The organism is Streptomyces sp. NPDC030814 (assembly GCF_055572155.1).
Window position 1 is genome coordinate 1 of the sequence record NZ_JBVIDX010000031.1, and the last position, 23,658, is coordinate 23,658.

General features: G+C 69.1%; 28 protein-coding genes and 2 pseudogenes. 17 read left to right on the forward strand and 13 right to left on the reverse strand.

All coding sequences use genetic code 11. The features are described 5' to 3' along the window. From ACZ43N_RS37635 to ACZ43N_RS37645, 3 genes are all read left to right on the forward strand, one after another. Positions 1 to 285 (forward strand): aminotransferase class III-fold pyridoxal phosphate-dependent enzyme (locus ACZ43N_RS37635; RefSeq protein ID WP_468103708.1); only part of this gene is annotated, 285 nt, incomplete at its 5' end. 117 nt (positions 286 to 402) lie between these two features. Beyond that, entirely contained in the window at positions 403 to 543 is a 141-nt protein-coding gene (locus ACZ43N_RS37640; RefSeq protein ID WP_468103710.1) for a hypothetical protein, read from the forward strand. Positions 544 to 585: 42 nt separating this feature from the next. Then, entirely contained in the window at positions 586 to 717 is a 132-nt protein-coding gene (locus tag ACZ43N_RS37645; protein ID WP_468103712.1) for a hypothetical protein, read from the forward strand. 69 nt (positions 718 to 786) lie between these two features. Here ACZ43N_RS37645 and ACZ43N_RS37650 read toward each other — a convergent pair whose 3' ends face one another. Continuing rightward, entirely contained in the window at positions 787 to 1,119 is a 333-nt protein-coding gene (locus ACZ43N_RS37650; protein ID WP_468103714.1) for a hypothetical protein, read from the reverse strand. Between the two features lie 254 nt (positions 1,120 to 1,373). Here ACZ43N_RS37650 and ACZ43N_RS37655 point away from each other — a divergent pair, with 254 nt between their 5' ends. Next, positions 1,374 to 1,556: a hypothetical protein gene (locus tag ACZ43N_RS37655; protein WP_468103716.1), complete on the forward strand. Its 183-nt coding sequence runs from the start codon at positions 1,374 to 1,376 to the stop codon at positions 1,554 to 1,556. A gap of 34 nt (positions 1,557 to 1,590) precedes the next feature. On the opposite strand, the gene ACZ43N_RS37660 is transcribed toward ACZ43N_RS37655, so the two are convergent. Beyond that, positions 1,591 to 1,803 (reverse strand): hypothetical protein, encoded by a 213-nt coding sequence (locus tag ACZ43N_RS37660; RefSeq protein ID WP_468103718.1) that lies wholly within the window; start codon positions 1,801 to 1,803, stop codon positions 1,591 to 1,593. A 59-nt stretch (positions 1,804 to 1,862) separates the two neighbouring features. Here ACZ43N_RS37660 and ACZ43N_RS37665 point away from each other — a divergent pair, with 59 nt between their 5' ends. Then, positions 1,863 to 2,030, forward strand: coding sequence for a hypothetical protein (locus tag ACZ43N_RS37665; protein WP_468103720.1), 168 nt, complete (start codon positions 1,863 to 1,865; stop codon positions 2,028 to 2,030). Between the two features lie 85 nt (positions 2,031 to 2,115). On the opposite strand, the gene ACZ43N_RS37670 is transcribed toward ACZ43N_RS37665, so the two are convergent. After that, the gene (locus ACZ43N_RS37670; protein WP_468103722.1) at positions 2,116 to 3,222 is read right to left on the reverse strand and encodes an ABC transporter substrate-binding protein; all 1,107 of its coding nucleotides are present in this window, start codon (positions 3,220 to 3,222) and stop codon (positions 2,116 to 2,118) included. A gap of 156 nt (positions 3,223 to 3,378) precedes the next feature. Between ACZ43N_RS37670 and ACZ43N_RS37675 the strand changes: the two genes are divergently transcribed. Continuing rightward, a complete protein-coding gene (locus ACZ43N_RS37675; protein ID WP_468103724.1) occupies positions 3,379 to 3,855 on the forward strand; it encodes a MarR family winged helix-turn-helix transcriptional regulator in 477 nt (158 codons plus the stop codon). Here ACZ43N_RS37675 and ACZ43N_RS37680 read toward each other — a convergent pair. Both ACZ43N_RS37680 and ACZ43N_RS37685 read right to left on the reverse strand, forming a co-directional pair. Then, a complete protein-coding gene (locus tag ACZ43N_RS37680; protein WP_468103852.1) occupies positions 3,761 to 4,003 on the reverse strand; it encodes an ATP-binding protein in 243 nt (80 codons plus the stop codon). The two genes, ACZ43N_RS37675 and ACZ43N_RS37680, sit on opposite strands and share 95 nt — an antisense overlap. Next, on the reverse strand, positions 3,886 to 4,560 hold the full coding sequence (locus ACZ43N_RS37685; protein ID WP_468103856.1) for a hypothetical protein: 675 nt from the start codon (positions 4,558 to 4,560) through the stop codon (positions 3,886 to 3,888). The genes ACZ43N_RS37680 and ACZ43N_RS37685 overlap by 118 nt, the downstream gene beginning before the upstream one ends. A gap of 6 nt (positions 4,561 to 4,566) precedes the next feature. Between ACZ43N_RS37685 and ACZ43N_RS37690 the strand changes: the two are divergent. Continuing rightward, positions 4,567 to 4,772: pseudogene (locus ACZ43N_RS37690) on the forward strand (transposase); the annotation flags it as partial. A gap of 46 nt (positions 4,773 to 4,818) precedes the next feature. On the opposite strand, the gene ACZ43N_RS37695 reads toward ACZ43N_RS37690, so the two are convergent. Continuing rightward, positions 4,819 to 5,133: a helix-turn-helix domain-containing protein gene (locus tag ACZ43N_RS37695; RefSeq protein ID WP_468103726.1), complete on the reverse strand. Its 315-nt coding sequence runs from the start codon at positions 5,131 to 5,133 to the stop codon at positions 4,819 to 4,821. Between the two features lie 514 nt (positions 5,134 to 5,647). On the opposite strand from ACZ43N_RS37695, the gene ACZ43N_RS37700 reads away from it, so the two are divergent. The 6 genes and pseudogenes from ACZ43N_RS37700 (at position 5,648) to ACZ43N_RS37725 (ending at position 9,831) form a co-directional block, all read left to right on the forward strand. Further along, a complete protein-coding gene (locus ACZ43N_RS37700; protein ID WP_468103727.1) occupies positions 5,648 to 6,481 on the forward strand; it encodes an alpha/beta fold hydrolase in 834 nt (277 codons plus the stop codon). Between the two features lie 124 nt (positions 6,482 to 6,605). Further along, positions 6,606 to 7,358: a hypothetical protein gene (locus ACZ43N_RS37705; protein ID WP_468103729.1), complete on the forward strand. Its 753-nt coding sequence runs from the start codon at positions 6,606 to 6,608 to the stop codon at positions 7,356 to 7,358. 396 nt (positions 7,359 to 7,754) lie between these two features. Then, positions 7,755 to 8,015, forward strand: coding sequence for a transposase domain-containing protein (locus ACZ43N_RS37710; protein WP_468103731.1), 261 nt, complete (start codon positions 7,755 to 7,757; stop codon positions 8,013 to 8,015). Between the two features lie 507 nt (positions 8,016 to 8,522). Then, positions 8,523 to 8,789, forward strand: a pseudogene (locus ACZ43N_RS37715) (hypothetical protein); the annotation flags it as partial. A 137-nt stretch (positions 8,790 to 8,926) separates the two neighbouring features. Continuing rightward, positions 8,927 to 9,601, forward strand: a complete 675-nt coding sequence (locus ACZ43N_RS37720; RefSeq protein ID WP_468103733.1) for an alpha/beta fold hydrolase — start codon at positions 8,927 to 8,929, stop codon at positions 9,599 to 9,601. Between the two features lie 47 nt (positions 9,602 to 9,648). After that, the gene (locus tag ACZ43N_RS37725) at positions 9,649 to 9,831 is read left to right on the forward strand and encodes an alpha/beta fold hydrolase (RefSeq protein WP_468103735.1); all 183 of its coding nucleotides are present in this window, start codon (positions 9,649 to 9,651) and stop codon (positions 9,829 to 9,831) included. A gap of 94 nt (positions 9,832 to 9,925) precedes the next feature. Here ACZ43N_RS37725 and ACZ43N_RS37730 read toward each other — a convergent pair whose 3' ends face one another. The 6 genes from ACZ43N_RS37730 to ACZ43N_RS37755 all read right to left on the reverse strand — a co-directional run bounded on the left by ACZ43N_RS37730 (position 9,926) and on the right by ACZ43N_RS37755 (position 17,130). Next, positions 9,926 to 10,849 (reverse strand): SDR family oxidoreductase, encoded by a 924-nt coding sequence (locus ACZ43N_RS37730; RefSeq protein WP_468103736.1) that lies wholly within the window; start codon positions 10,847 to 10,849, stop codon positions 9,926 to 9,928. Then, entirely contained in the window at positions 10,846 to 12,444 is a 1,599-nt protein-coding gene (locus tag ACZ43N_RS37735; protein WP_468103737.1) for a long-chain-fatty-acid--CoA ligase, read from the reverse strand. Before ACZ43N_RS37735 ends, ACZ43N_RS37730 begins: the two co-directional genes overlap by 4 nt. A gap of 147 nt (positions 12,445 to 12,591) precedes the next feature. Beyond that, positions 12,592 to 13,836, reverse strand: a complete 1,245-nt coding sequence (locus ACZ43N_RS37740) for an NADH:flavin oxidoreductase/NADH oxidase family protein (RefSeq protein ID WP_468103739.1) — start codon at positions 13,834 to 13,836, stop codon at positions 12,592 to 12,594. A 77-nt stretch (positions 13,837 to 13,913) separates the two neighbouring features. Continuing rightward, positions 13,914 to 15,383: an amidase gene (locus ACZ43N_RS37745; protein WP_468103740.1), complete on the reverse strand. Its 1,470-nt coding sequence runs from the start codon at positions 15,381 to 15,383 to the stop codon at positions 13,914 to 13,916. Positions 15,384 to 15,489: 106 nt separating this feature from the next. After that, positions 15,490 to 16,350 (reverse strand): SDR family NAD(P)-dependent oxidoreductase, encoded by an 861-nt coding sequence (locus tag ACZ43N_RS37750; protein WP_468103741.1) that lies wholly within the window; start codon positions 16,348 to 16,350, stop codon positions 15,490 to 15,492. A 189-nt stretch (positions 16,351 to 16,539) separates the two neighbouring features. Continuing rightward, entirely contained in the window at positions 16,540 to 17,130 is a 591-nt protein-coding gene (locus tag ACZ43N_RS37755; RefSeq protein WP_468103742.1) for a TetR/AcrR family transcriptional regulator, read from the reverse strand. A gap of 432 nt (positions 17,131 to 17,562) precedes the next feature. Between ACZ43N_RS37755 and ACZ43N_RS37760 the strand changes: the two genes are divergently transcribed. After that, positions 17,563 to 18,654, forward strand: a complete 1,092-nt coding sequence (locus ACZ43N_RS37760; RefSeq protein WP_468103744.1) for an alkene reductase — start codon at positions 17,563 to 17,565, stop codon at positions 18,652 to 18,654. A 135-nt stretch (positions 18,655 to 18,789) separates the two neighbouring features. Then, positions 18,790 to 19,500, forward strand: a complete 711-nt coding sequence (locus ACZ43N_RS37765) for an SDR family oxidoreductase (RefSeq protein ID WP_468103745.1) — start codon at positions 18,790 to 18,792, stop codon at positions 19,498 to 19,500. A 372-nt stretch (positions 19,501 to 19,872) separates the two neighbouring features. On the opposite strand, the gene ACZ43N_RS37770 is transcribed toward ACZ43N_RS37765, so the two are convergent. Beyond that, positions 19,873 to 20,607, reverse strand: coding sequence for a hypothetical protein (locus ACZ43N_RS37770; RefSeq protein WP_468103746.1), 735 nt, complete (start codon positions 20,605 to 20,607; stop codon positions 19,873 to 19,875). Positions 20,608 to 20,999: 392 nt separating this feature from the next. Here ACZ43N_RS37770 and ACZ43N_RS37775 point away from each other — a divergent pair, with 392 nt between their 5' ends. Both ACZ43N_RS37775 and ACZ43N_RS37780 read left to right on the forward strand, forming a co-directional pair. After that, positions 21,000 to 22,175, forward strand: a complete 1,176-nt coding sequence (locus ACZ43N_RS37775) for an NAD(P)/FAD-dependent oxidoreductase (RefSeq protein WP_468103854.1) — start codon at positions 21,000 to 21,002, stop codon at positions 22,173 to 22,175. 128 nt (positions 22,176 to 22,303) lie between these two features. Beyond that, the gene (locus ACZ43N_RS37780) at positions 22,304 to 23,404 is read left to right on the forward strand and encodes a cytochrome P450 (RefSeq protein WP_468103748.1); all 1,101 of its coding nucleotides are present in this window, start codon (positions 22,304 to 22,306) and stop codon (positions 23,402 to 23,404) included. Positions 23,405 to 23,658 lie beyond the last annotated feature (254 nt).

Genomic DNA, 23,658 nt, shown 5'->3' on the forward strand with positions numbered 1-23,658 from the left:
CAGCAGCGCCAACCGCTCATCGGCGACGTGCGGGCAAAAGGGCTCTACCTCGGCGTCGAACTGGTCCGCAACCGCACCACCAAGATGCCGGCCACTCAGCAGGCCTTCCTGGTCACCGAACTCATGAAGGAGCGCGGCGTCATCGTCTTCCCCAACGGCGTGCACGACAACGTACTGAAGATCAAACCGCCCATGACCTTCCGCCGCGAGCACGTGGATCTCTACGTCGACGCGCTGGACGAGGTCCTGTCCCTGCCCGAACTGCGCTCGGCCGTGCAGCCCTGAGACGGACCACCGTCCACTGAGACAGCGAACGAGAGCGGCCCGCGAAAGCGAGAAGCGCCCCGCGGGCCGGCTGCTCCGGCCAGGACTTCACGTGCTTGCCCGCAGGGCGCAGCGCACGTGCGAGAGGACCGCATCGCCGCCCTGCTCGTCCGCAAGCGCGGCGTGAGCGACGCCGTCCTGGCCGGCGGAGAGAAGGCGCTCGCCGACCTCTACGATCAGGAACTGGCCCAGCTCGTTTCCCTCGGGAGCCGCCCGTGACCACCGCCGACCAGGCCCCTGCCCCCCGCCACCCACGGCTGGATGGATGCCTGGCTCACCGCCTTCGAGGCCGCGGCCGCCGACCCGGTCATGCTCCTCACCGGCGAACGCCTGCTGGGCAGAGCGGACATCGGCCAGGTCGCATCAACCCCGGGACCGCCCAGGCGGCCCTGACCCTGCCGCACGCCCCCACCAGCCCTGCCTGACTATCCGCCTGCTCAAGAGTCCCGAGTGGGAGCGTATTTACCAGGCGATCGCCGCCACCGGCGAGCACGCCGACGTCATCGCCGCCGGACGGCTGCCCGACGCCCTCAGCGACCCCGCCAACGCCGACGTCATCCGTATCCCGCCCGCGCCCGGTGATATCACCTTCACCCGCAGCTGCCGCCCCGACCCCGGCATGTCGCCCAGCATGTACGCGCCAACCCCGGCGTCCTTCTCACCCTGCGCGGCGGCTCCATCAAGGAGCTGCGCAGCATGCTCCGGGGAAAGCACCCCGACGGTGACCGAGTCGGCCCCTTTGCCGGAGCAGGCGCGAACCGGGATCGACGCACACCAGTCCTTCGGCCGCTTCACCGCCCGCCCCACCCGACTCCGCCACGCCCAGGCCCGCACCCCCGACCTCATTGCTGGACGGACTGAGGTCCGAGGGACGCCGCCCGGCTGCTGGGCCGACCCTGCCCACCAAGCACACCTCGAACACGATGCCGAGCAACTGGGCCTGTCCACCCTCCAGATGCGCGACCTCGCCCTCGCCCACGAGTACGGCGGAGCGGCAGGCGTCGAAGTCGCACTGTGGCCCCGGGCCGCGGATGCGGATGCCCTCGCGCATGCCGAGGCCGCGATCCAGCCCCACCGGGCCCGCACGGCTGGCCTCCCTCGTCAGCCATGACAACCAGTTCACCGATGCGGCCGCCCGCATCCAACTCCGCCTCGGCTGGCGGCCCGCCCCCAGCCCCTCCGGCGATCCCGCCGCCTATAAGGCGGCCCGCCGCACGCTGCGCGAGCGGTAGCGGGATGCCCGCGGCCGCGGGCACGGCTAGCTCGTCAACTGCCCTGGAAATCGGTGCTCTTCACGCCGTAGAAGGTGCCGTTCGCGGGCCGGACCTCGGGCTGTTCCAGGGTGTCAGCCAGCTTGCCGCACCCCTTGTTGCGACGGACCACGTTCAGGAACGTGCTCAGGGCGTCCTTGTCCTCCGGCTCCGCCGCACTCTGCCCGGCAACTCCCCCGGACAGCGCAACCTCTTCGAGCTCTGTCACCAGATTCTCGGACCCGCCGTCTACGACCTCCCGGCACTCCTGCCCGAGGTGTGGCTCCAATGGGACCACAAAACCGTGCGCGAGCGGGCCCCGAAGCGCTACTGCGCTCCCGCATGGATTTCCTGCTCCTCCTGCCCCACGGGCAGCGCATCGTTTCCGAGGGCGACGCGTCCCAGCACCTGGACGACGCGCTGCGGCGCTACGGACTCAACCTCAACACCGCCTGACCCGACAGACACAGGCGTCACATGCGGGCCGGCCGGCGTAATGTCGGCCGGCCGACAGAGGTTCGCCCGTCGCAGCCCCTCCCGGTCAGCGCCCGGGGTGCAGGCCGAGCCAACCCGGGGAGGGAGCTCCCGTCACCTCGCCGACGTAAAGAGTGAGCTGCTGCCTGAAGCGCTCGACGAGGCCCCGGTGCGCCATGAAGTCCTCGAAGCCGTCGAGGTGGGCGTTGTGGTACTCCCAGATGGGGCGGTAGCCCTCGTGGGGCTGGACATCCGTGCGCACCGACCACATGTAGAAGTCGGACTGCGTCCGCTTCGACAGCCACCAGTTCAGGTACAGCTTCGCGGCGGCGGGATGCTTCGCGTGCCTGAAGATCGCGGCGCGCTGGGCCCAGGCCATGAACGGCTCGTGTTTCGGGACGACGAAGCGGGTCTTCATACCTGCCGCCGGGGTCAGCATGCCGTCCGTGCCCAGTGCGACGGCCGCGCTGCCCGCCTCGACCCGGTCCGCGGGCTCCTGCGTACCGCGCACCCAGGCCACGTCCTGGGCGACGAACCGCCTCAGCCAGTCCCAGCCGTACTTGTCGACGATGAGGCTGTACAGGTACAGCACCGCGTCGTCGTCGTTCGGGAACGTCGAGACGATCTTCCCCTTCCATCGCGGGTCGAGGAGGTCCCGGGCCGAGGCAGGTGCCGTGCCGCCCGCCTTGTCGACGTTGTAGATGGTGGAGAAGGCGTCGACGAAGATGCCGGTCCACGCCCCGTCGGGGTCCCTGAAGGCCGGGTGGACACAGGAGAAGCCGGCCGGCTTGTAGGGCAGCAGGGCGCCCTCGCGCTTCCAGCGGGGGAAGTCCTGCAAGGTCTGCAGTTGTACGACGTCCGGGACGAGGGTGCCGGTGGCGAGCTGAGTGTCGATGCGAGCGTCGTGGAACTTGCTGTAGTCCACCACGATGTTGACCGTGATGCCGGGGAACGCCCTCTCGAAGGCTGCCTTGTTGCCGTCCTGCTGGGTGGCCGTGTCGCCGCCGGCATAGACGGTGAGGGTGCCGCCCTCCCTCATCGCCTCGCGGTACAGCTGTTTCAGGCTCTTGGTCTCCTCACCGGACCTCGCGGCGTGTGCCGTTCCGGCGCCCAGTGCGATCCCGGCGGCCGTGAGCGAACCCGCCGCGAGTACCTGGCGTCGTCCGACTGGCATGGGTGGTCCCCTTCAGGGCGGTGCTGCAGTGCGATGGACGGGAGCGAAGATACCTTCCGAGGCAGCATTATTTCAAACTTCAAGTTGAGTACATAGTCGATTTCTGTGGAGATTTGAGGTGCGACGAGCGTCAGAGATTGCTGTATCGTCAGCTATATGGGTGAGCTGCTGCACAACCAGGCCGTCGTCTTGTACGGCGACATCCTGCGACTGACGGACGCGATCGGCGGACGGGCCGAGCGCACCATCCGCGAGGCCGCTGGACTGGGCGGTTCCGAGTTCGAGGTGCTCCTGCGCCTGGCCCGTCACCCGGAGAACCGGACCACGAGCGCTCGCCTGGCCGAGGACCTGTCGTTCACCTCGGGCGGGCTGACCCGGCTGATCGCCCGCATGGAGGAAGCCGGGCTACTCGCCCGCCACCCCCACCCCGACGACCGCCGGGCCGCACTCCTGGAAGCCACCCCGAAAGGCCGTGAGCTGCTGGAGCGGGCCCTCGCCGCGCACGTCCCGCAGCTGACCGCCGACCTCGTGGAGCCGCTCACCCTGGTCGAGCGGCTGATGCTTCGCGAGCTGGTGACCAAGCTGCTGGCCCACTCCGCACGCGGCACGGTGCAAGGGCCCGCACGGCCGTGACCCGGAGGCGTGCCTGGCCGACCGCGATTGTCAGGCCCAGGCCGGTGCCGTCCCCCGGCACGGTGGTACCGAATCGCTGAGGGCCGGAGGTGTGCAGGACGGCGAAGAGGTCGGGCGGGATGCCCGGGCCGTGGTCGCGGACACGGATGAGCGGGCCGTCCACTTCCACTGTGACCGGCGGGGCGCCACCTGTCGCGCTTCTGTCTCCGGCACGGCGAGCTGCTCGTCCGTCCGGGCAACTTCGAGGACGTCCTCGACCAGGGCCGCGCAGGGCGCACCTCGACACCACCCCGTCCGGCGACCGCAGGCCGGGCCGTGTCGGAGCGTGTTGGACGCGAGGTCGGCGAGGATCCGCTCAATGCGGTGCGGGTCCGTCGTCACGACCTCGTCGGTCACCACTTGCGGCCGGTACGCGCCCCGAGGAGGAGCCCCGCCGCGGACACGAGGACGGTCGTGGCCGCCCCCACCCCGGCCAGAGTGCGGTCCCGGCTGACCAGTGACCGGGCCTGCGGGGAAGTAGGACCGCGACAGGGCCAGCACCTGGTCCTCTGCGACCCGGGTCGCGGCCCACAGCCCCGGATGCGTGCTCTTCACGGGGTACAGGCCGAGCACCCCCTGCGGGTCGGAGGGGTTCACGCCCTTGACGTTGCCGACATAGAGGTTGATGCGGGCCTTGTAGCGGTCGAGGGCGGTGCGGTTGCTCATGAACTCGCCGAGGCGGACGCCCTCTGCAACGCCGAATACGGGCAGGTCAGCGATGAGAGAGTCAACCGCCGCAACGGCTACCGCACCGCGCGAGTGGGATACGGGGGCAGGCACCGAACGAACTCGCCATCCCCAAGCTCAGGAGCAGGAGTTACTTCCCGCACTGGCTCCTGGAGCGGCGCCGGGCGCTGGCCGTGCGGGCCGAGCAGGCCCATCTCGGTGGTCGCCACCGACCCGCATTGACAGTCGCCTCCCCTGTCAGGACGGGTATCCGGCCACTGCCAGCCGCGGCGCGAGGTGGGTCTCCAGGGTCCGTTCGGCGGCCGTCCGTCCCAGCAGTTCCTCGGCCCGGCGCAGCCGATAGACCACCGTGTTGCGGTGGACGTGCAGTGCCTCGGCGGCCCGCACGAAGCTGCTGCCCCGGTCGAGGTAGGCGAGCAAAGTGGCGCGCAGGTCGGCCGTGGCGCGGTCCGGGGCGGCGAGGGCGCCCAGCTCCTCCGTGACGAACCAGGCGGCGCGTTCGGAGTCGGTGGATGAAAGGGAGATCAGGGCCACCTCGTCGTAACGAGTCACCGGCTCGGATGGGCGGGACCGAAGGGCCGCGCGCCGGGCGTCGAGCGCGGCGAAGTGTGTGCGCCGGAAACCGGCCGGGCCCGCGGGCGCTGCGGCCGACCGCGAGCCGGACGCCGGTAGCGCCGTCGGCGCACGCCATGGTCAGCGGGCGGGGCGAGGCGCCCACGCCCAGAGCGTGGTGGCGTCCGCCTCGACACTGAGCAGGTCGGCGGCATGCAGCGCCACGGCGGCGGAATGCAGGGCCTCTTCGAGCAGGTGCCGGGCGTCCTCGGGGCGCGCACCGGCCCGGGACGCCTGACCCCTTCCGCGAGGTGCTTCTGCCGATGACCGTCGGCGTGCTCGTCGGACTGGGGGACGATCCCCGGTCCTGCCGGGACTCGCACCTCGCAACCCTGGAGTCCAGGGACTTGGAATGAGGCCCTCGCCACACCGCGGGCTTTGATCTTGCCGACGTCTTGTGGACCATTATATTATGGTCATACTTTAAAGAGTCGATAGCCCGCGGAGGCCCCCGATGACCAGCTGGAAAGACGTTCCTACACGCAGCGTGAAGGTCGACGGAGTCCCGTTTGCCTACCGCGAGCTCGGCGCCGAATCAGATGTCCCCGTTGTCTTCCTCCATCACTTCACCGCCGTTCTCGATGACTGGGATCCCCGCGTCATTGACGGCCTGGCCGAGCATCACCGGGTCATCGCCTTCGACAATCGCGGCGTCGGGGCCAGCGGCGGCAAGGTGCCCGCCGACCTGGAGAAGATGGGTGCGGACGCCATCGCTTTCATTCGAGCGCTCGGCTATGACAAGGTCGACCTTTTTGGCTTCTCGGTCGGCGGTGCCGTCGCCCAGATGGTCGCCCTGCAGGACCCTGACCTGGTGAGGCGAATGGTCGTCGCGGGCAGTGGACCGCGTGGCGGCGGCGGCATCTGGAAGATGCCGTTCATTGTCGGCGGGGCCTACTTCAAAGCCTTCGTGACGCGCAGGGATCCACGCCATTACCTGTTCTTCCCGAGCAATGTTGAGGGCAGGAAGGCTTCCGAAGAGTACTTCGCGAGGTTGGCCGAGCGGACCCAGGACCGCGACACTCCGATCTCCGGTCAGGCACGCAACGCTCAGCTTCGGGCAATCACCACGGGCGGGCTTCATGCTCCCGATGATCTGTCGGTCATCAAGATTCCGGTCTTCGTCGCGAACGGCGACCACGACCTCATGGTCGCCAGCAAGCACTCGATCGATATGGCTCGCCGGCTGCCCGACGCCACACTCAAGATCTACCCCAACTCGGGCCATGGCGGCGTCTTCCAGCACCACCGGGAGTTTGTCCCCGACGTCCTGAAGTTCCTGGCCGACTGAGATTGGGACGGAAGCAAGGATCTCAGTGGCTTCATCTTCCGACTGGAGGGCTGAGGACCCCTTGCAAGCCGCGAGATCGTGCCCTACCGTGCTGACGTTGAATAACTTCGTTATAGGAGTCAGGGTGAGCACTCGCGATTTCGTGACCATCGACGTGTTCGAGCGTCCTATGGGCGCCGTACGCCGGTGGCGGAGGTCAGTGTCGAAGGCGCTCGCCCAGAAGCCGCCGGGTCTCCGGGCCGTGACGGTGAACTACTGCAATAACGCCACCCACGCGCTCGCCCCACGCCTGATTCCCGGTGGTTGCGCAGTCGTCGCCGCCTGGGACTCTGCCGAGGCTGCCGCTGACGCGTGGGACGGGCCGCTCAGGGGGGCACGTGGCGGGCCGGCTGTCTACTGCCTCGACGGCGAGATCACTCGTGTGCGTCTCGACAACGACGTCGACACCTGGCACGGCTGGAGCCCGTCGGCAGAAGGCGCGACGCCACTCTCGGCGGACGAGCCGATGGTTGCGATCGTGCACGGGATCGTGCGTCCACGGTACTTGGGCCACTTCTTCAAGAACAACATGCACGCCGCCAGTCGCGCGGCCCACCACCCGGGCCACCGCGGGAGCGTCGACGTGTCGTCAGCACTGCCTTTCGAGCACACCTCGATCAGCTTGTGGGAGACACTCAAGCTTGCCCGCGACTACGCCTACGCGCCTGGCGCCCACTTGCATGCCATGAAGCACGCACTCACGACCCCGACGCACCGGGTCGGCGTTTTCCTCCAGCTCCGCCCGACAGCGAGCACGGGGCGCCTCGGCCTCGACACACCGGCATTCCCCCATCTCCCGCCCGCTTACCGCGGCCGGTCGATCCTTCGCACCACCTAAAGCGCAGCGCAGCGGTGATCACGACCCCGGCGACCTGGGCCCCGAATACTTCGCTTACCTGAAGTTCGGTCCGTCGACCGGTTCCGCTGGTGTTGCTGCACCACTTCACAGCAACGATCGACGGACGAGGGCGTTGCCGCCGCGAGCGGCGGACCGGGTCGGCCCCCCTGGCGTCGCCTAAAGCCCAAGGCCATGAAGTTATGGGTGGGGTCGTGGCCGCAAGTGGGGGCTGATCTGGAAGGACGCCGGACGTGAGAATCGGAGCCCCGGTAGAACTGGCTGGTCCGTCAAGACAAGCCGTTCACAAGGACCGGAGGCTCCGCTGTCCGGACAGTGTGTCATCACGCGTGAATCGCGGTAGCCGAAGGTGTCTTCGCCCCAGGTCATCTGGGCGAGTTGACCCAGGTCGTACCCTTCGAGATGGTCGACGAGGTCCTCGCCGAGTGCGGGGCGGTTCAGCAGCGGCTGCGGAAACTGCCGGCCCGGGTGGTGGTCTACCTGCTGCTCGCGGCCACGCTGTTCGAGGAATGCGGCTACCCGGCCGTGTGGCGCAAGCTGACAGGCGCCCGGGAGGCCCTGCCTCTGCCGCGGGTGACCGCGACCGCGTTGTGGCACGCCCGCACCCGGCTCGGCGTGCGCCCGATGCGGGCCCTGTGATGAAGGCGCCCACCGTCAGCGTGCCATTCAAGCAGGTCGGCTCACGACCTCGATCCGCAATCAGTCCCTGGAGAGGGGGATGTTGCGAAAATGACCCCTCACCATCCGGGGAGGGGCCGACGGAAAGGACCCGCGCCACGGGCACCTCGTCGGCGGCCTACGCCACGCGCTGCGCGCCGGACCGGGTCATCCCGAGCCGTGAGCTGCGTGACCTGCTGGGGGCCCGGGTGCATTTCGGGGCTGACGTCGCAGTGTTCGTGACGACCACTCGGTTCAGCCGCAGGTCCGAGAAGTTCGTTGTTCAGTGCAGCTGGAACGAGCGTTGACGGGCCAGTGGCGGCGGCCCCTCGTGCGTCGTCCCGTGGGGACGAGAGGCGACGCACCCCCAGAGGCTCGGGCACGGTCTCCTATCGGGGGCAGATTGTGGCCGAGTTCCGCATGGGCACCGTCCATGCCGCCGTTCATCCCCCTCGTCTTCGCGCAGACGTGAATGGAGGCAGCCTCGTCGTGATCACGGAATCGGCGGCTGGTCCCCGCGAGAGGCTGCTCGATGCTGCAGCCACGCTGTTCGTACGCGGAGGGCGTCAAGGTCGGCGTCGAGGCGCTGTGTCGGGCCGCCGGGGTTTCCAAGCGCACCATGTACTTCTTCCGTGCCGAGGCGGTCCGGGGGCGCGCATGTAATCCAGGGCTGTGGCCCGGCAGTTGACGCTGCTCAGCGACGGAGCGAGCGCTCGCGCGGGCATCAAGGCCGACGACCTGTCCAACCTGATCAGCGGCCGGGCTGGAGTGAGGGGCCGGCCTTGGCGCTGGCGAGCAGGTCCGGGCGGGGCGGCATGGGCCCCCGATCCCGGGGTTCAGCTCCTCCTTGCCCGTATAGAAGTATGGTCGTAATATAAAGGTGGGGGTGATCCATGGAAAAGGGCGCCCCGGATCTCAAGCGAAGGAAAATGGACGTGACCGGAACAGCAGGGGAAACCGAGAAGCTCGGGAACAGTACGTGGCAGACCGTTCCGACGCGGACGGTCTCCGCGGGCGGAGTCGATTTCGCCTATCGGGAGCTGGGGTCCGGCGGTACGCCGGTGGTGTTCCTCACTCATTTGGCCGCGGTTCTGGACAACTGGGATCCGCAGGTCATCGACGGTATTGCCGCCAGTCGGCGGGTGATCACGTTCGACAATCGAGGCATCGGTGCTTCGACGGGCAAGACTCCCACCACGGTCGAGGAGATGGCCGAGGATGCCGTCACTTTCATCCGTGCGCTCGGGCTCGAAGAGGTAGACCTGATCGGATTCTCGCTCGGGGGCATGGTCGCGCAGGCCGTCGTCGAGAAGCATCCCGGGCTGGTACGGCGGCTGATCCTCGCGGGGACGAGTCCGGCCGGCGGAACCGGCCTCGACAGGGTCGCGCGGCTCACGTTCTACGACATCTTCCGGGGGCTTTCACCCGCCAGGACCCGAAGCAGTTCATGTTCTTTCCGCGCTCGTCGGCGGGGAAGCGTGCGGGCAAGGCATTTCTGGCCCGGCTCGGTGAACGGAAGGTCGACCGTGACAAGGAGATTTCCGTACCGTCCTTCAGGGCACAGCTGAAGGCGATCAAGCGGTGGGGCAAGCGGCCGGCGGCCGACCTTTCCGTTGTGCGTCAGCCGGTGCTCGCGATCAATGGAGACGCCGACCGCATCGTTCCCAGCCAGAACACCGAGGAGCTCGGGCGGCGTTTGCCGGACTGCGAGCTTGTGCTTTATCCGCAGTCGGGACATGGTGCGATCTTCCAGTTCCACGAGGATTTCGTGCGGCGGGCCGTTCGTTTTCTGTCGTGACCAACGCGACCGCCTGCCCTCACGGCCCAGCGGCCTCCTGGCCCCGCAAGACCGCCGACGTGCGAGCGGACCTTGCGGGCGGGGGCTTCGGGTGTCAGAGGGCTCGCTCTTCCTTGTTCTCGACGGACTTGGCACCGAAGGCGCGTCCGAGAGCGGTGACCTCGTCCTCAAGCGCCGGGATGTACTCCCGTGTACGCAGTTGCCGTTTGAGAACCGCGTCGCCCAGCGGGCTGAGGACGAGCGGGCGCAGAGCCTGCATCACCGCGAGTGAGCGCGGGACGTAGACGCGGCGCTTGCGCTTCGCGATCCCGTCGGCCAGAGCCTCCGCGCACTGCCTCGGGGAATACGTCGAGTTGAGTGGGCCGCGCAGGCGGCGGCGCGCGGCGCTGAACGCCCGACTGGTGGCGTCGCTGTCGCGCACGAGGTCGGTGTTCAGGAACGCGGGATGGGCGCTGCCCACCCGGACGCCCGTGTGGGCCAGTTCGAGGCGCAGCGCGTTGGCCAGGTGCTCGACCGCTGCCTTGGACGCACAGTAGGTGCCGAGTCCGGGGAACATGCTGAACGAGCCGACCGACGCGATGAGTAGTGCGTAACCGCGGCTCTCGATCAGGTGCGGCAGGCACGCGCTCACCGTGCGGATCGTGCCGTTCACGTTGACGTCGATGGTCCGGACATGGGCATTCACCGGGCCTCCGGCAACGGTGCCCACATTGGCGATCCCGGCGTTCGGGACGACTGCGTCGATGCCGCCGAGCGCCGCGACCGTTCCTTGCACCGCGTCGTCCAGTGCCGTTTGGTCGGTGACGTCGGCGGCGAACCACACGTGGCCGGGGCCGAGCGCGTCGACGGCGGCCTGCAGGAGGTCGGGTTCGAGGCCGACGAGCGAGAGTCTCGCACCGCGGGCGGCAAGGACCGTCGCCAGTTCGAGGCCGAGTCCGCGTGCGGCGCCCGTGACGAGCACGCGCTTGCCGGCGAGGGCCATCCGCCCCGTCTTCGTTCCTGACGCCAGGGCCGTCATCGGGTCACCTCCTGCTGCGCCGTGCCGGCCGAAGGGGCGAGTTCGCGCTTGAGGATCTTGCCGGTGGATGTCATGGGCATCTGGTCCACGAACTCGACGATGCGCGGGTACTTGTAGGCGGCGAACTGTTCCCTGCCCCAGGCGACGAGTTCCGCTTCCGTCGTGGTGTCTCCCTCGTGCTTCACGACGACCGCCTTGATCTCCTCGCCGTGGCTGTCGTGGGGGATGCCGATGACGGCCGCCAGCGAGACCGCGGGGTGCCCCATGAGGACTTCTTCGAGTTCGCGTGGATAGACGTTGAAGCCACCCCGGATGATCATGTCCTTGGAGCGGTCGACGATGTAGTAGAAGCCGTCCTCGTCCCTGCGGGCCAGGTCGCCGGAGCGGAACCATCCGTCGCGGACGGCCTCCGCCGTGGCGTCGGGGCGCTTGCAGTAGCCCTTCATGACGTTGTGGCCCTTGATCGCGATCTCGCCGATCGCGTCGGGGTCGCCCTTGAGGTCGGACCCGTCGCGGTTGACGAGCTTCATCTCCACGCCGGGGATGGGTACTCCGATCGATCCGACGCGGGGTTCCTCCCCGAACCTGGCGAAGGAGGCGACCGGGGAGGTCTCCGAGAGGCCGTAGCCTTCGAGGATGGTCACGCCGAAGCGGTCCTTGAACTGCTGGTGAATTTCGCCGGGGAGCGCCGAACCGCCGGACACCGCGACGCGGAGGTTCGAGGCCAGCCGGGCGACGTCAACGCCGTCGCCCAGAGCCCCGAGAAGCCCCCAGTACATGGTCGGGACACCGCCGAAGAACGTGACGTCATGGTCCAGCATCAGCTGCAGCGCCGCCCGCGCCTCGAACCGGGGCTGGAGGACGAGCGTGCCGCCGAAGGCTATGGCACCGTTCTGGATCACGACCTGACCGAAGGCGTGGAACAGCGGCAGGACGCACAGGTACGTGTCGGGGCGCTCGGCGTCGGCCTCGAACAGATCGACGTCGGCGCGCACGTTGTCGTACACGTTCCGGTGTCTCAACTCCGCGCCCTTGGGCCGGCCGGTGGTGCCGGAGGTGTAGAGGATGACCGCGGTGTCCTCGTCATCGCGCTCGACCGTGGCGAACGATCCGGACTGAGCGGCGACGGCGGGCCCGTACAGCTGATGCGGCCCGATGCCGGGCAAGGAGGATCCGTCACCGATCAGGAAGAACTCGGTGCATCCCTCGGTGTCCTGGAAGCCCTCCCATGCCTCCTTGCCCATCGGGAGCTCCGGTGTCCCCTCGAACGCGAAGTACGCCTTCGTGTCGGAGTCGCCCAGGTGATAGGCCACCTCACGGGCCTTCAGCAGCACGTTGAGCGGCACCACGGCCGCGCCGGCCTTGAGGATCCCGAAGTAGATGACCGTGAACTGCGGCAGGTTCGGGCACGACAGCGCCACCTTGTCTCCCGGCTGCACGCCGCGCGCGACCAGCAGATTGGCCACCCGGTTCACCGCCGAGTCGAGTTCGGCGTACGTGATCCGGTCTTCACCGAAGACGATGGCCGTGCGCTCGGGAAAGCGGGCCACGGAATCGGTCAGTAGCCCGGATACGTTCCGGCTTGGAGTGTGCATCGTTGCGCTCCTGCTGCTGGGAGATGGTTGTCGTGAAGTCAGAACGTCTCGGGGTGACTTGCCTGTCGGCAGTGGTCTGTCGGGTCTCCGGGTACGGCGGGTAGGGGCTCAGCGTCGGTACGGGCGCCCGTGGTTGGGGGATCGTGATCAGCCGCCGCGCTTGGAGCGGAAGGAGGTGCTTCCGTTTCGCCGCACCATCGCGATGGTCGTGGCGAGCGCGCCGCGGCTCAGATCGGGGTGCTTGCCGCTGCCGAGGCGGTGTATCTGGTCGGTGTGCCAGCTCAGGTCCAGCACGCCGTCGAGTGCCTTGAGGTCGGTGACCCGGCTCAGCAGGCTCCTCATGCCATAGCGCATCTGGTGCGCCGTGAGCGTCTCGGCGCGCCCTTCGAGGATGAGGCGGGCAGCGTCCGGTGTGGTGATGGCCGGCCGGCCGATGCCGATCACGTCGCATTCGCCGGCCTGCACGGCTCGCTGCATGGCGTCGCGGGTGCGGAAACCACCGGTGACGGTGATCGGGATGTCGCCCACGACTTCGCGGACGGTGCGGGCGTACTCCAGGAAGTACGCCTCGCGCGCCCTGGTGCTGGCAGCCGCCGAGCCGCTCATGGCCATGGACTCGTAGCTGCCGCCGCTGACCTCGATGAGGTCGACGCCCTCGTGGGCAAGCGCTGCGAGTACGCCCCGGGACTCGTCCTCGCTGAATCCGCCGCGCTGGAAGTCCGCGGAGTTGAGCTTGATGCCCACCGCGAAGCCGGGGGTGACACGGGCGCGGATGCGCCGTACGACTTCGAGGCAGAAACGCATCCGTCGTTCGAAGTCGCCGCCCCAATTGTCGGTGCGCCGGTTCGACAGGGGAGACAGGAACTGCGAGATGAGATACCCGTGCGCCGCCTGCACCTGCACGCCACTGAATCCGGCCCGCTCGCACACGGCCGCGGCTCGGGCGAAGCGCTCGATGAGCCCCTCGATCTCTGCGGGGCGGAGCTCGCGCGGGGCCCTGGCGCCGGGGAGGTTCGGCGCGATGGGGCTGGGTGCCACCGGTGTGTGCCCGAGCGCCAGGGGGTTCGCCTGCCGTCCGGGGTGGTTCAGCTGGGCCCAGATCGGAACGCCGGTGTCCTGGGCGGTCTTGGTCCAGCGCGAGAGCGCGTCGAGATCGCGCTCGTCCTCGATGACGATGTTGCCCGGCTCACCGAGCTGGGAGCGGTCGACCATGACGTTGCCGGTGATCATGAGGCCGTACCCGCCGCGCCCCCACGTCGAGTACAGACGGCTGAGCCGCTCGTCCGGCGCGTTGTTCTTGTCGCCCAGCGACTCGCTCAACGCGGACTTCATCAGACGGTTGGGGAGCACCTGGCCGTTCGGGAGCGTGAGGGGGGTGTTCAGCATGTTCATGGAGGGGTTTTCCTTGGGTGTGTGGCGAGCCGGTGTTGCGGGGGGTCGGGTTCAGAGCCGTACGGGTCGACGGATCGTCAGACGAAGGCCGGAGGGGGCCGGTAGCCCGCAAGTTCCTGGCCGAGGAGCTCGGCGAACTTGATCGTGGTGAGGTCGCCGCCGCTGGGGCCCATCGCCTGCAGCCCGATCGGCAGACCGTCCCGGCCCGAGCGGACCGGGATCGTTGTCGCGGGGGAGCCGGCCACGTTGGCGATGGCGCTCCACTTGACCTGGTCCCAGTAGGGGCGGGACTTCCCTTCGACCTGGATCCGGCGCCCGAACCTGTCGATCAGCTTGTGGTGATGAGGCGGTGCCGCGGTCGGCGCGACCGGCATCAGTACGACGTCGAAGTCCCGGAAGAATTCGGTCCATCGCTGCCGCAGTTCTTGGCGTACGACGTCCGCCTGGAGCCAGCTGTAGTGCGACTGGAAGGTGCCTCGCAACGCGTACAGCGCTTCCCCGCGCGGGCGTTGGACGATGCGCGCGAGGAGCGCGGCGTTGGAGGCGGGCGTCAGGCCGGACCGGTCGTAGGTGAACGCGCCGAAGAGCAGGCGCAGGAAGACGTCATGACTGGTGGCCATGTCGACGGGGAGGCGGGAGGGCTGCACCTCGACCTTCGCGCCGGACGCCTTGAGGGCGCTCAGGGCGTCCTCGACCGCGGCTTCGACATCGCGGTCGACGGGAGACAGCGCGTCCTCGGCCCACACCGCGACCCGGAAGCCACCGAGCCTGCTCGCCCGGGGCGGGGCGAGGCTGTAGCTGAAGCCGCCGTCGCGCTCGGGCGGCCCCACGGTGGCCTGGAGGACCGGGACGAGATCACGTGCCTCCCGTACCTGGGCTCCCGCACAGGCGAGGTCGAACTCCCCCCACCGCCCCACACCCGGAGCGCCCGGCACATGGCCGATGAGCGGAATGGACCGCCAGGTCGCCTTGTGTCCGTACAGGCCGTTGAAGTGCGACGGAATCCGGGTCGAGCCACCGATCTCCGAGCCGAAGTCGAGGGCGGTCAGCCCCGCGGCCGTCGCCACGGCGCCACCGCCGGCGGAACCTCCCGACGTGCGGTCGGTGTTCCACGGGTTCAGCGTCGGCCCGAACAGCGGGTTGTCCGCCTGGACGTCCTGGTTTCCCGGGGGCATGTTGGTCTTGCCGATGATCACCGCACCCGCGGCACGCAGCCGCCGTACTGCCTCGGCGTCCTGATCGGGGACGTAGTCCTTGAGATCCGGCCGTCCGCAGGACGTCCGCAGCCCGGCGGTCTCGTAGCTGTCCTTGAGCGTGATGGGCAGGCCGTGAAGGGGCCCGAGCTCCGCCCCACCCGCACGTTTCGCATCCGCGTTCCTGGCATCACGCCGCGCCCGAGCGACGTCGAGGGTGACGATCGCGTTCAGCGTTGCGTTGTGGGCGTCGATCCGGCTCAGGTAGATGTCGAGCAGTTCCTCGCTGGAGATCTCACCCGAGGCCAGCGCGCTCAACTGGTCGGCGGCTGACTGGAAAGGGAGGGCGTGCACGGGTGCCTCATTTCTGTCCGTGCTGTTTTGGTGGGCCCGGGGCGACCGACCGGCGTCGACGGCGACGCCGCTTGTGACCAGGCCGGGGCGGGAGTGCCTCGCGGGCTCAGGAAGTCAGCAGGTCTTCGCCGTCGCGGGCGTCAAGGCTCGCGATGATGTTCCGGACCTTGGCGTCGCCGGCCAGGCGGGAGTCCATGGCGGGAGCCAGGACCCCGCGCAGCAGTGAGGCCGCGGCCCAGCGGCGGGGGCGGACGACGCGGGCGTCCCGGCGACGTAGGCCGGTGACGATGGCGCTCGCTGCCTGCTCGGGGCTGATGCGCTTGTGGAGCACCCTCGGCAGACCGTTCAGCAGTGCCTGCGCCGCGGGGTCCTCGTCGATGCTCTGCCGGATCATGTCGGTATTGATCATGGCGAAGTAGGCGGTCGTGACGCTGACTTCATGGGCGGCGAGCTCGACCCGCAGCCCCCGGCCCAGCTGCTCGACGGCGGCCTTGCTCATGGCGTAGGGGATCGTCCCGGTGCCGTTGATGTAGGCGAACACGGACGACAGCAGGACGAGGCGTCCCTGGTTCTTGATGATGTGCGGCAGCCCGGCGTGGACGGTGTTGAGCACACCGCGCACATTGACGTCGAAGAGCTGATTGATCGCGGCGGGCGACGAAGCCCGCAGTGTCGCGCCCCGGGCCGCCACTCCGGCGTTGGCGATCACGATGTCGAGGCGGCCGGCTTGCTCCACCACGTTCTCGACGACTCCGGACATGTCCGCGAGGTCGGTGACATCCCCCTGCAGCACGGTGATTCGCTCGTCGACGGCCCGGTCGACGCTCGGCTTGTGGAGGTCGGCCACGAAGACCCGGGCGCCCTCGTCGGCCAGGCGCCGGGCTGTCGCGGCACCCAGCCCCCGTGCGCCGCCGGTCACGAGGGCCACGTTCCCCGCCATCGAGTTTCTTCGCCCGTTCTCTGCCATTGCGCCTCCCTGAACGTCCTTGTCCAGAACTTGGGGCTCGACGCCGAAAGGTCGGCGGAGCATTATCTTACGCCCATAATATTATGGATGTAAGATAATGCCAAGAGCGTGCGGGGGAGCCGGAGTGGTTTCAACGGAAACGGCGCCTCCGTCTGCGTCTACGTCAGAGGCGCCGCATGGCGTGGCCTGTCAGCTGTGCTGATCGGTGCCGATCAGGGCGAGAGCGTTCTGGACGCCCTGTTCGAGCAGCTGGTCGGAGAGCTCTTCGTCGGTGAGGGCTCGCGAGAGCTGGAGGGTGCCGGCCAGCTGGCCGAGGAGGCTGAGCGCCTTCACACGCGCCGAGGCCGGGTTGGCGGGGGTGAAGCGGGCGGCGATCTCGTCGATCAGGACCAGCACGTTGGTGGTGTACGCCTGCTTGACGGCCTCCGGTGAGCGGCCGATCTCGTCGAGCAGGGCGGCGGAGGGGCAGAGGTCGTCGGGGTTGTCGCGGTGCTCGGGGGACAGGTACTGGCGCACCATCTGCTCCAGCCCGGTGAAGCCCGGCGCCGCCTGCGCGCAGAGATCCGCGTACTGGGTGTGCAGCTGGCCGGCGACCGCGTGGGCGACCAGGTCGTCCTTGGAGGTGAAGTGCGCGTAGAAGGCGCCGTTGGTGAGACCCACGTCGGACATGAGCGTGGCGATGCCCGAACCGTCGATGCCGTCGCGCTTGAACCGGCGGCCGGCCGTCTCGATGATCCGCCGCCTGGTCTCCTGCTTGTGCTCTTTCGTGTAGCGCGCCATGCGTTCCTCGCTTGCCCCGCTGATCCCCAACCCGTTACCTTACGAACGTATTCTAATGCACCCTGGGGGTGATATAGGGCGCCGCCTCGCCCGCCCCTCGGTCGGTCGGGGCTCTTCCGTCCTGCGCCCGCCCTGGCGTATCCCTCGGTCCGCTTGCCCTCGGCGATCAACAGTCATAGGATTATGATCGTAAGCTAATGGGTCTCGGGAGCTGGCGAGCTCGTAACAGCCACAGCGCGGCTGGTGCCATGCGTGACGACGCATGGCCCGTCGCCCCAGGCGGACCGCTGCCCTGCGCGACAGCCGCAGCGGACGGGCTGTCTCTCGAAGGTGCTGACTTTCCCACCGGAAGCCCGCTGGCCCGCGCATGCCGCCCTGGGGCGTACGCGGCATCCGAACGCGCCTTCACTCACCCCTACATAAGGAACAGTCATGTCGAGTGCCCCGTGGAACCCGATCGCTGTCGGTGACCTGAACCTGTCGAACCGGCTGGCCATGGCCCCCATGACGCGAGGTCGGTCGACCCCGCAAGGGGCTCCCACCGAGCTGAACGCCGAGTACTACGCACAGCGCGCCTCGCACGGCCTGGTCATCACCGAGGGCACCCAGCCCTCCGCCGACGGACAGGGCTACCTGCTGACCCCCGGCATCTACACCAGGGAGCACATCGCCGGGTGGCGCAAGGTCGCCGACGCCGTGCACGCGGCCCACGGGCAGCTCGTCATCCAGCTGATGCACGTCGGACGGATCTCCCACCCCGACAACACCCCGCACGGCCGCCGGCCGGTGGCCCCCTCCGCCATCAAGCCGGCGGGCGACATGTACACCTCGACCGGCCCTCAGGAGATGCCGATGCCGCGCGGGCTGTCCACCGCAGAGGTCGCCGCCACGGTCGAGGACTTCCGCAGCGCCGCTGCGGCCGCCATCGCGGCGGGTGCCGACGGTGTCGAGATCCACGGCGCCAACGGCTACCTCGTGCACCAGTTCCTCTCCAGCAACGCCAACCAGCGCACCGACCAGTACGGCGGCTCCATCGAGAACCGCATCCGCTTCACCGTGGAGGTCGCCACCGCAGTGGCCGAGGAGATCGGCGCGGGCCGCACCGGCATCAGGCTCTCCCCGGGCAACCCCTTCAAGCTGGGCGACGTCACGGAGAGCGACACCCGCGAGCTGTACCCAGCTCTGGTCCAGGCCCTCGCCCCGCTGCACCTCGCCTACCTGCACCTCGCCCACGGCGGCGACGAGGACCTCCTGCACACCCTGCGCAAGCTGTGGCCGACTGCGCTGATCCTCAACCGCGCCGGCACCGACATCGCCACCCGCGCCAAGGACATCGAGGACGGCCTGGCCGACGTCATCGCCGTCGGCGCCCAGTCGCTCGCCAACCCGGACCTGCCCGAGCGCATCCGCGCCGACGCGCCCCTGAACGCGCCCAACCCCGAGACCTTCTACGGCTTCCACGGCGCCGGCGCGACGGGCTACACCGACTACCCCACCCTCGACGCCTCGGCCGCCTCCGCCTGACACAGCGAACAGCCGGCGCTGCGACGGCAACGGCTGCTTGCTCGGCAGAGGCCGTACCGGCGACGAAGGGCCACGACCCCGCCGGTCAACCGGCGCCCCACACCCACCAGAACCTCGATCTACCAGGAGTCATCCATGGACCTCTCCACCAGCACCGTTCTCGTCACCGGAGCCAACCGCGGCCTCGGCCGCGCGCTCGCCGCCGAGTTGCTCAGCCGCGGTGCCACCGTCTACGCGGGGGCCCGCAACCCCGAGCAGGTCGACCTGCCGGGCGTCAAGCCGATCGCGCTCGACATCACCGATCCCGCTTCCGTGGCCGCCGCCGTCGAGGCGACCGGCGATGTGACCCTCCTGATCAACAACGCCGGTATCTCCACCGGCGCCGACCTGCTCACCGCCGACCCGGAGACCATCCGCTTGGAGATGGAGACGCACTACTTCGGCACGCTCTCGGTGGTCCGGGGCTTCGCACCCCAGATCGCCGCCAATGGCGGGGGCGCGATCCTGAACATCCTCTCGGTCCTGTCCTGGATCAGCTTCCCGCAGGCCGGTGCGTACGGCGCCGCCAAGTCCGCGGAGTGGTCCCTGACCAACGCCCTGCGGGTGCAGCTCGCCGACCAGGGCATCCGGGTTTCCGGGCTGGTCGTCGGCTTCATGGACACGGACATGACTCGGGGGATCACCGACCCCAAGTCCGACCCCGCGGACATCGCACGGCTCGCCGCCGACGGTATCGCCGCCGGTGAGTACGAGATCGTCGCGGACGAGGTCAGCCGCCAGGTGCAGTCCGGGCTGAGCGCGGGCGTCGCGGCGCTCTACCCGCATCTGGCCGAGATTGCCCGCTGACCCGTCGAGAAGAACCTCTGCACGCGAGCTGCATCAAGGAGACCTGATGCGATACGCGACCTTCGGCCGTAGGACAGGACCGCGTGTTTCCGAGTCGCACTCGGTACCGGGAACTTCGGCACCGGCTGGGGCGCCGGTGCGGATCCCGACGAGGCGCGACGGATGTTCGACAGGTTCGCCGAGGCCGGCGGGACGTTTCTCGTCACCGCGGACGGCTGTCAGTTCAGCGAGTCGCCAAGAGCTGGTGGGGAAGTTCGTGGCCATCGACCGGGACCACTTCGTCCTGGCCACGAAGTTCACCAACGGCTCCACCGCGCAGCCCCGTATCTCCACGGCCCTGGACTCCCAGCTCTGTCCCCGGGGGCAAAGTAGCTACGAGTGATGCTCAGGCCGTGGACCGCCGAGGGAGCTGACGCGGCTCTCGTACTCACGGCGGGCCTTGCGCTGGGCCGGAATGGCTCCGGCACCGTCCAGGATCTGGCAGTGGTCGAGGAGTTGGCGGTGTACCGCCGGGATGGCGCTGACGCGCAGGGCGTAGCCCTGACCACGTCGTACGGTCACGCCCTGGTCGAGCGCGGCGCGTTCGGCGGGCTCCAGGTTGGCCGTGTGGAGGAAGTCGGCGACCTTGCCCGGCATGTCGAGGACGACTGGCAGCTCCAGAGCCGGGGTGTCCTGGTCGGCGACACGCTCGGGCAGGAGGTCAGCGACGGCGGTACGGATGGCGCCGCGGCTGACGTGGTGGTCGCGGGCCAGGGCGGCGATGGACTGGCCGCCCAGGTACGCGGCGCGTACGGCGGCGGCCTTCGCCGCCGTGACGACGGGGCGGAGCCCGCCCTTGTTGCCCTTCGCCTCGGCGGACCGCAGCCCGTCGTACGTCAGCTCGCCCTGTAGGTCGCGCTGGAGTTCGCCGGCGGCGGCGAGGGTCTGCACCATGAACTTCACGGTGGACAGCAGTTCTCCGGTGCGCGGGTGTCGGGCGGCGAGGTCCATGGCGGAGAAGACGCCGTCTTGGATGCGCAGGGCGAGGCGGTCGCGGTGGAGGACGCCGAGCACGTCGAGGATGTGCCCAGTGCTGCGTACGAGGCGGAACATCTCGGAGACGTGCACGCTGTCGCCCGGCCGCGCGTAGGTGAGCAGCTCGCTGAACTTCGGTCGTTCCAGCGGGTGAAGGCGGTTGGAGGTGCCGGGTCCTCCTCGAAGACGACCGGGTCTTCGATCCCGGCCTCGGCGAGGACGAGGTCCTGACGGTCGGCCGACTGCTGGTCGGTCGACACCCGCTTGTAGACCAGGGTTTGCCATGCCGTCCCCGTTTCTGTCGGCGGATCAGACCCTGGCTGTCAGCAAACCCTGTCATCAGCCGTCACCGGATCTCATTGGATCGGAGCCCCCGAAAAGTCGGGGTCCATTGGACGCCCGCCGCGCCTGTCGTCGTTCGAATCGTTTGCCGACAGGCGTGCCTCACGGATCGGCAAGGCTGTCGTGCGACACCTGGTCCGCGCCTGAACCGGGTCGCGATCGTCGGAGCCTCCGCTGCCGGGCTCGCCGCCGCCGAGACGCTGCGGCGGGAGGGGTACAAGGGGGCGATCACGTTCATCGGCGACGAGCCCCTGCCGCCATACGACAGGCCGCCGTTGTCGAAGGAGATCCTGTCGGGATCGTGGACCGCCGACCGGCTCCCGCTGCGCCCCAAGTCCGATCTGGAAGCCCTGCACCTGGAGCTGCGCCTCGGCCGCGCCGCGACCGGACTGGACCTGACCGGTCGTACGGTGTCGCTGGCCGACGGCTCCGAGGTGGGCTTCGACGGCCTCATCGTGGTAACGGGTGTACGGCCGCGTCGGCTGCCCGGCGAACGGGCGCATGTGCTGCGCACACTGGACGACGCGCTCGCCCTGCGGGACCGCATCCGGCCCGGCCGCCACTTGGCCGTGATCGGAGCCGGATTCCTCGGCTCCGAGGCCGCCGCAGTCGCCCAGAGTCTGGGCGCGAGGGTGACACTGCTGGAGCCGGCCTCCGTGCCACTGGCCCACGCGGTCGGCGAGGCCGTCGGACGCGTGCTCTCCTCCCTCCACTACGAGCACGGCGTGGACCTGCGCACCGGCGTGACAGCCACCGAGGTCGTCCCCGATGGCGTACGCCTCGGCGACGGCAGCGTGCTCAGGGCCGACGAGGTACTCCTGGCCATCGGCTCCCAGCCCAACACCGAATGGCTGGAGGGCAGCGGCCTGACCGTCGGTGACGGCCTGGTGTGCGACGAGTTCAGTGCCGCCGCCCCTGGCGTGTACGCAGCCGGCGACGTGGCCTCGTGGCACAACCCGCTGTTCGGCACGCGGATGCGCGTCGAGCACCGCACGAACGCCGCCGAACAGGGTGTGGCCGCTGCCCGCAACCTGCTCAACCCGCAGGCGCGCAAGCCCTTCGCGCCGGTGCCGTACTTCTGGTCCGACCAGTACGGCATGAAGATCCAGGCCCACGGCCACCTGCGCGGACACGACGAGGTCACCGTCGTGGAGGGCGACCTGGTCTCCCGCCGGTTCGTCGCCGCCTACCGCAGAGGCGACCGCCTCACCGGAGTCCTCGGCGTCGGTATGCCGCCGAAGGTGGTCCGGGCATGGCGGCAGTCCGTCGCCCTGCGCGCCGCCTGGCGTGACGCCGTGGGCGCGGCCCGGACGCCCTGATGCGCCGCGCCGCCTCGTCCACGTCCCATGAAGAAAGGAATCCCCATGTCGGAAACCTTGCCCGAGCGTCGTTCGATCCCCGTTCAGCGGGCGAAAGGCTGCCCGTTCGACTCCGGGAGAAGGAGCCGGTGTGCCCGGTCACCATGCCGGACGGCACCGACGGATGGCTGCTCACACGCTACGACGACATCTACGCGACCCTGCGCAACCACGAGACCTTCAGCTCCCGCGGTGAACTACGCACCTCGGCCACCGGAACCATGATCTCCGCACGCAGGCCCGCCGACCCCGGCAACCTGGCTTCCATGGACCCGCCGGACCACACCCGGCTGCGCCGCAAGCTCCAGGGCAAGTTCACCACCAAGCGAGTCGCCCGGCTCGCCGATGCCATCACGCAGATCGTCAACGAGCGCCTCGACGAGATGGAGCGCGTGGGGCCCCCGGTCGACCTGGTCGAGACGTACTCCCTGCCCATACCGTCGCTGGTCATCTGTGAACTCCTCGGCGTGCCCTATGAGGACCGCGCGGAGTTCCAGTCCCGTACCGCCAGCCTGCTGAAAATGGGCAGCACCGCGGAAGAGCACGCCGCGGCGAACCGAGGGTTCCTGGACTTCGTCCAGGAACTGGCCCGTCACAAGCGCGCCCACCCGACGGACGACATACTCAGCGAACTCGCCCAGGACGAGGAGCTCTCCCTGGAGGAGGCGACCGCCCTCGGCATGGGCCTGCTCGTGGCCGGTCACGAGACCACGGCCAACATGATCGCCCTGTCCACCTTCGCCCTGCTCCAGCACCCCGACCAACTGGCACTGATGTGCGAAGACCCGGCCGGCCGGATCGACAACACGGTCGAGGAACTGCTCCGCTACCTGACCATCCCGCAGTACGGCCTGGAACGCGCCGCTCTGGAAGACGTGGAGGTCCGCGGCCGGCAGATCAGAAAGGGCGATGTGGTGGTCCCCGCCCTGTTCGCGGCCAACCGTGACCCGGAGCGCTTCGAGAACCCCGACACCCTCGATATCAGCCGCTCCGCCACCGCCCACCTGGCCTTCGGCTTCGGCGTCCATCAGTGCGTCGGCCAGCAGCTGGCCCGTGTCGAGCTGCGCATCGCGATTCCCGCGCTCCTCGAACGGTTCCCGACGCTGCGTCTGAGCGCTCCTGCAGACGAGATCGAGATGCGGGCGAACAGCTTTGTGTACGGCGTCGCTGCTCTTCCGGTGGCCTGGTGACCGAATCCACCCACAGGCGACAGCAGCCCCTTGTTCCCCTCCCGCCGCACACAACGGGCAATCTGTTCCCGTCCGCCCCGCCATCGTCCGGCTGCTGAGCGTCACCACGCCCACACCACCGCCGGTCCCTCACCCATCCAGGGACTCGCCTCCGCCGAACTGACAACGATTCCGGCCCCACCGCGAGCGGTGGGGCCGCACCCGGCACCGCCGTGGCCGGCTGTGCGCACGGCGCCAATGACGGCGGCGCTCGC

What these genes read in the sequence shown, in the direction of transcription:
- ACZ43N_RS37750 (WP_468103741.1), bottom strand. Translation starts at nt 16,350, where the DNA reads ATGGCAGAGAACGGGCGAAGAAACTCGATGGCGGGGAACGTGGCCCTC.
- ACZ43N_RS37760 (WP_468103744.1), top strand. Translation starts at nt 17,563, where the DNA reads ATGTCGAGTGCCCCGTGGAACCCGATCGCTGTCGGTGACCTGAACCTG.
- ACZ43N_RS37675 (WP_468103724.1), top strand. Translation starts at nt 3,379, where the DNA reads ATGGGTGAGCTGCTGCACAACCAGGCCGTCGTCTTGTACGGCGACATC.
- ACZ43N_RS37670 (WP_468103722.1), bottom strand. Translation starts at nt 3,222, where the DNA reads ATGCCAGTCGGACGACGCCAGGTACTCGCGGCGGGTTCGCTCACGGCC.
- ACZ43N_RS37730 (WP_468103736.1), bottom strand. Translation starts at nt 10,849, where the DNA reads ATGACGGCCCTGGCGTCAGGAACGAAGACGGGGCGGATGGCCCTCGCC.
- ACZ43N_RS37765 (WP_468103745.1), top strand. Translation starts at nt 18,790, where the DNA reads ATGGACCTCTCCACCAGCACCGTTCTCGTCACCGGAGCCAACCGCGGC.
- ACZ43N_RS37665 (WP_468103720.1), top strand. Translation starts at nt 1,863, where the DNA reads ATGGGACCACAAAACCGTGCGCGAGCGGGCCCCGAAGCGCTACTGCGC.
- ACZ43N_RS37755 (WP_468103742.1), bottom strand. Translation starts at nt 17,130, where the DNA reads ATGGCGCGCTACACGAAAGAGCACAAGCAGGAGACCAGGCGGCGGATC.
- ACZ43N_RS37700 (WP_468103727.1), top strand. Translation starts at nt 5,648, where the DNA reads ATGACCAGCTGGAAAGACGTTCCTACACGCAGCGTGAAGGTCGACGGA.
- ACZ43N_RS37740 (WP_468103739.1), bottom strand. Translation starts at nt 13,836, where the DNA reads ATGAACATGCTGAACACCCCCCTCACGCTCCCGAACGGCCAGGTGCTC.
- ACZ43N_RS37655 (WP_468103716.1), top strand. Translation starts at nt 1,374, where the DNA reads ATGCCGAGGCCGCGATCCAGCCCCACCGGGCCCGCACGGCTGGCCTCC.
- ACZ43N_RS37720 (WP_468103733.1), top strand. Translation starts at nt 8,927, where the DNA reads ATGGAAAAGGGCGCCCCGGATCTCAAGCGAAGGAAAATGGACGTGACC.
- ACZ43N_RS37645 (WP_468103712.1), top strand. Translation starts at nt 586, where the DNA reads ATGGATGCCTGGCTCACCGCCTTCGAGGCCGCGGCCGCCGACCCGGTC.
- ACZ43N_RS37735 (WP_468103737.1), bottom strand. Translation starts at nt 12,444, where the DNA reads ATGCACACTCCAAGCCGGAACGTATCCGGGCTACTGACCGATTCCGTG.
- ACZ43N_RS37685 (WP_468103856.1), bottom strand. Translation starts at nt 4,560, where the DNA reads ATGAGCAACCGCACCGCCCTCGACCGCTACAAGGCCCGCATCAACCTC.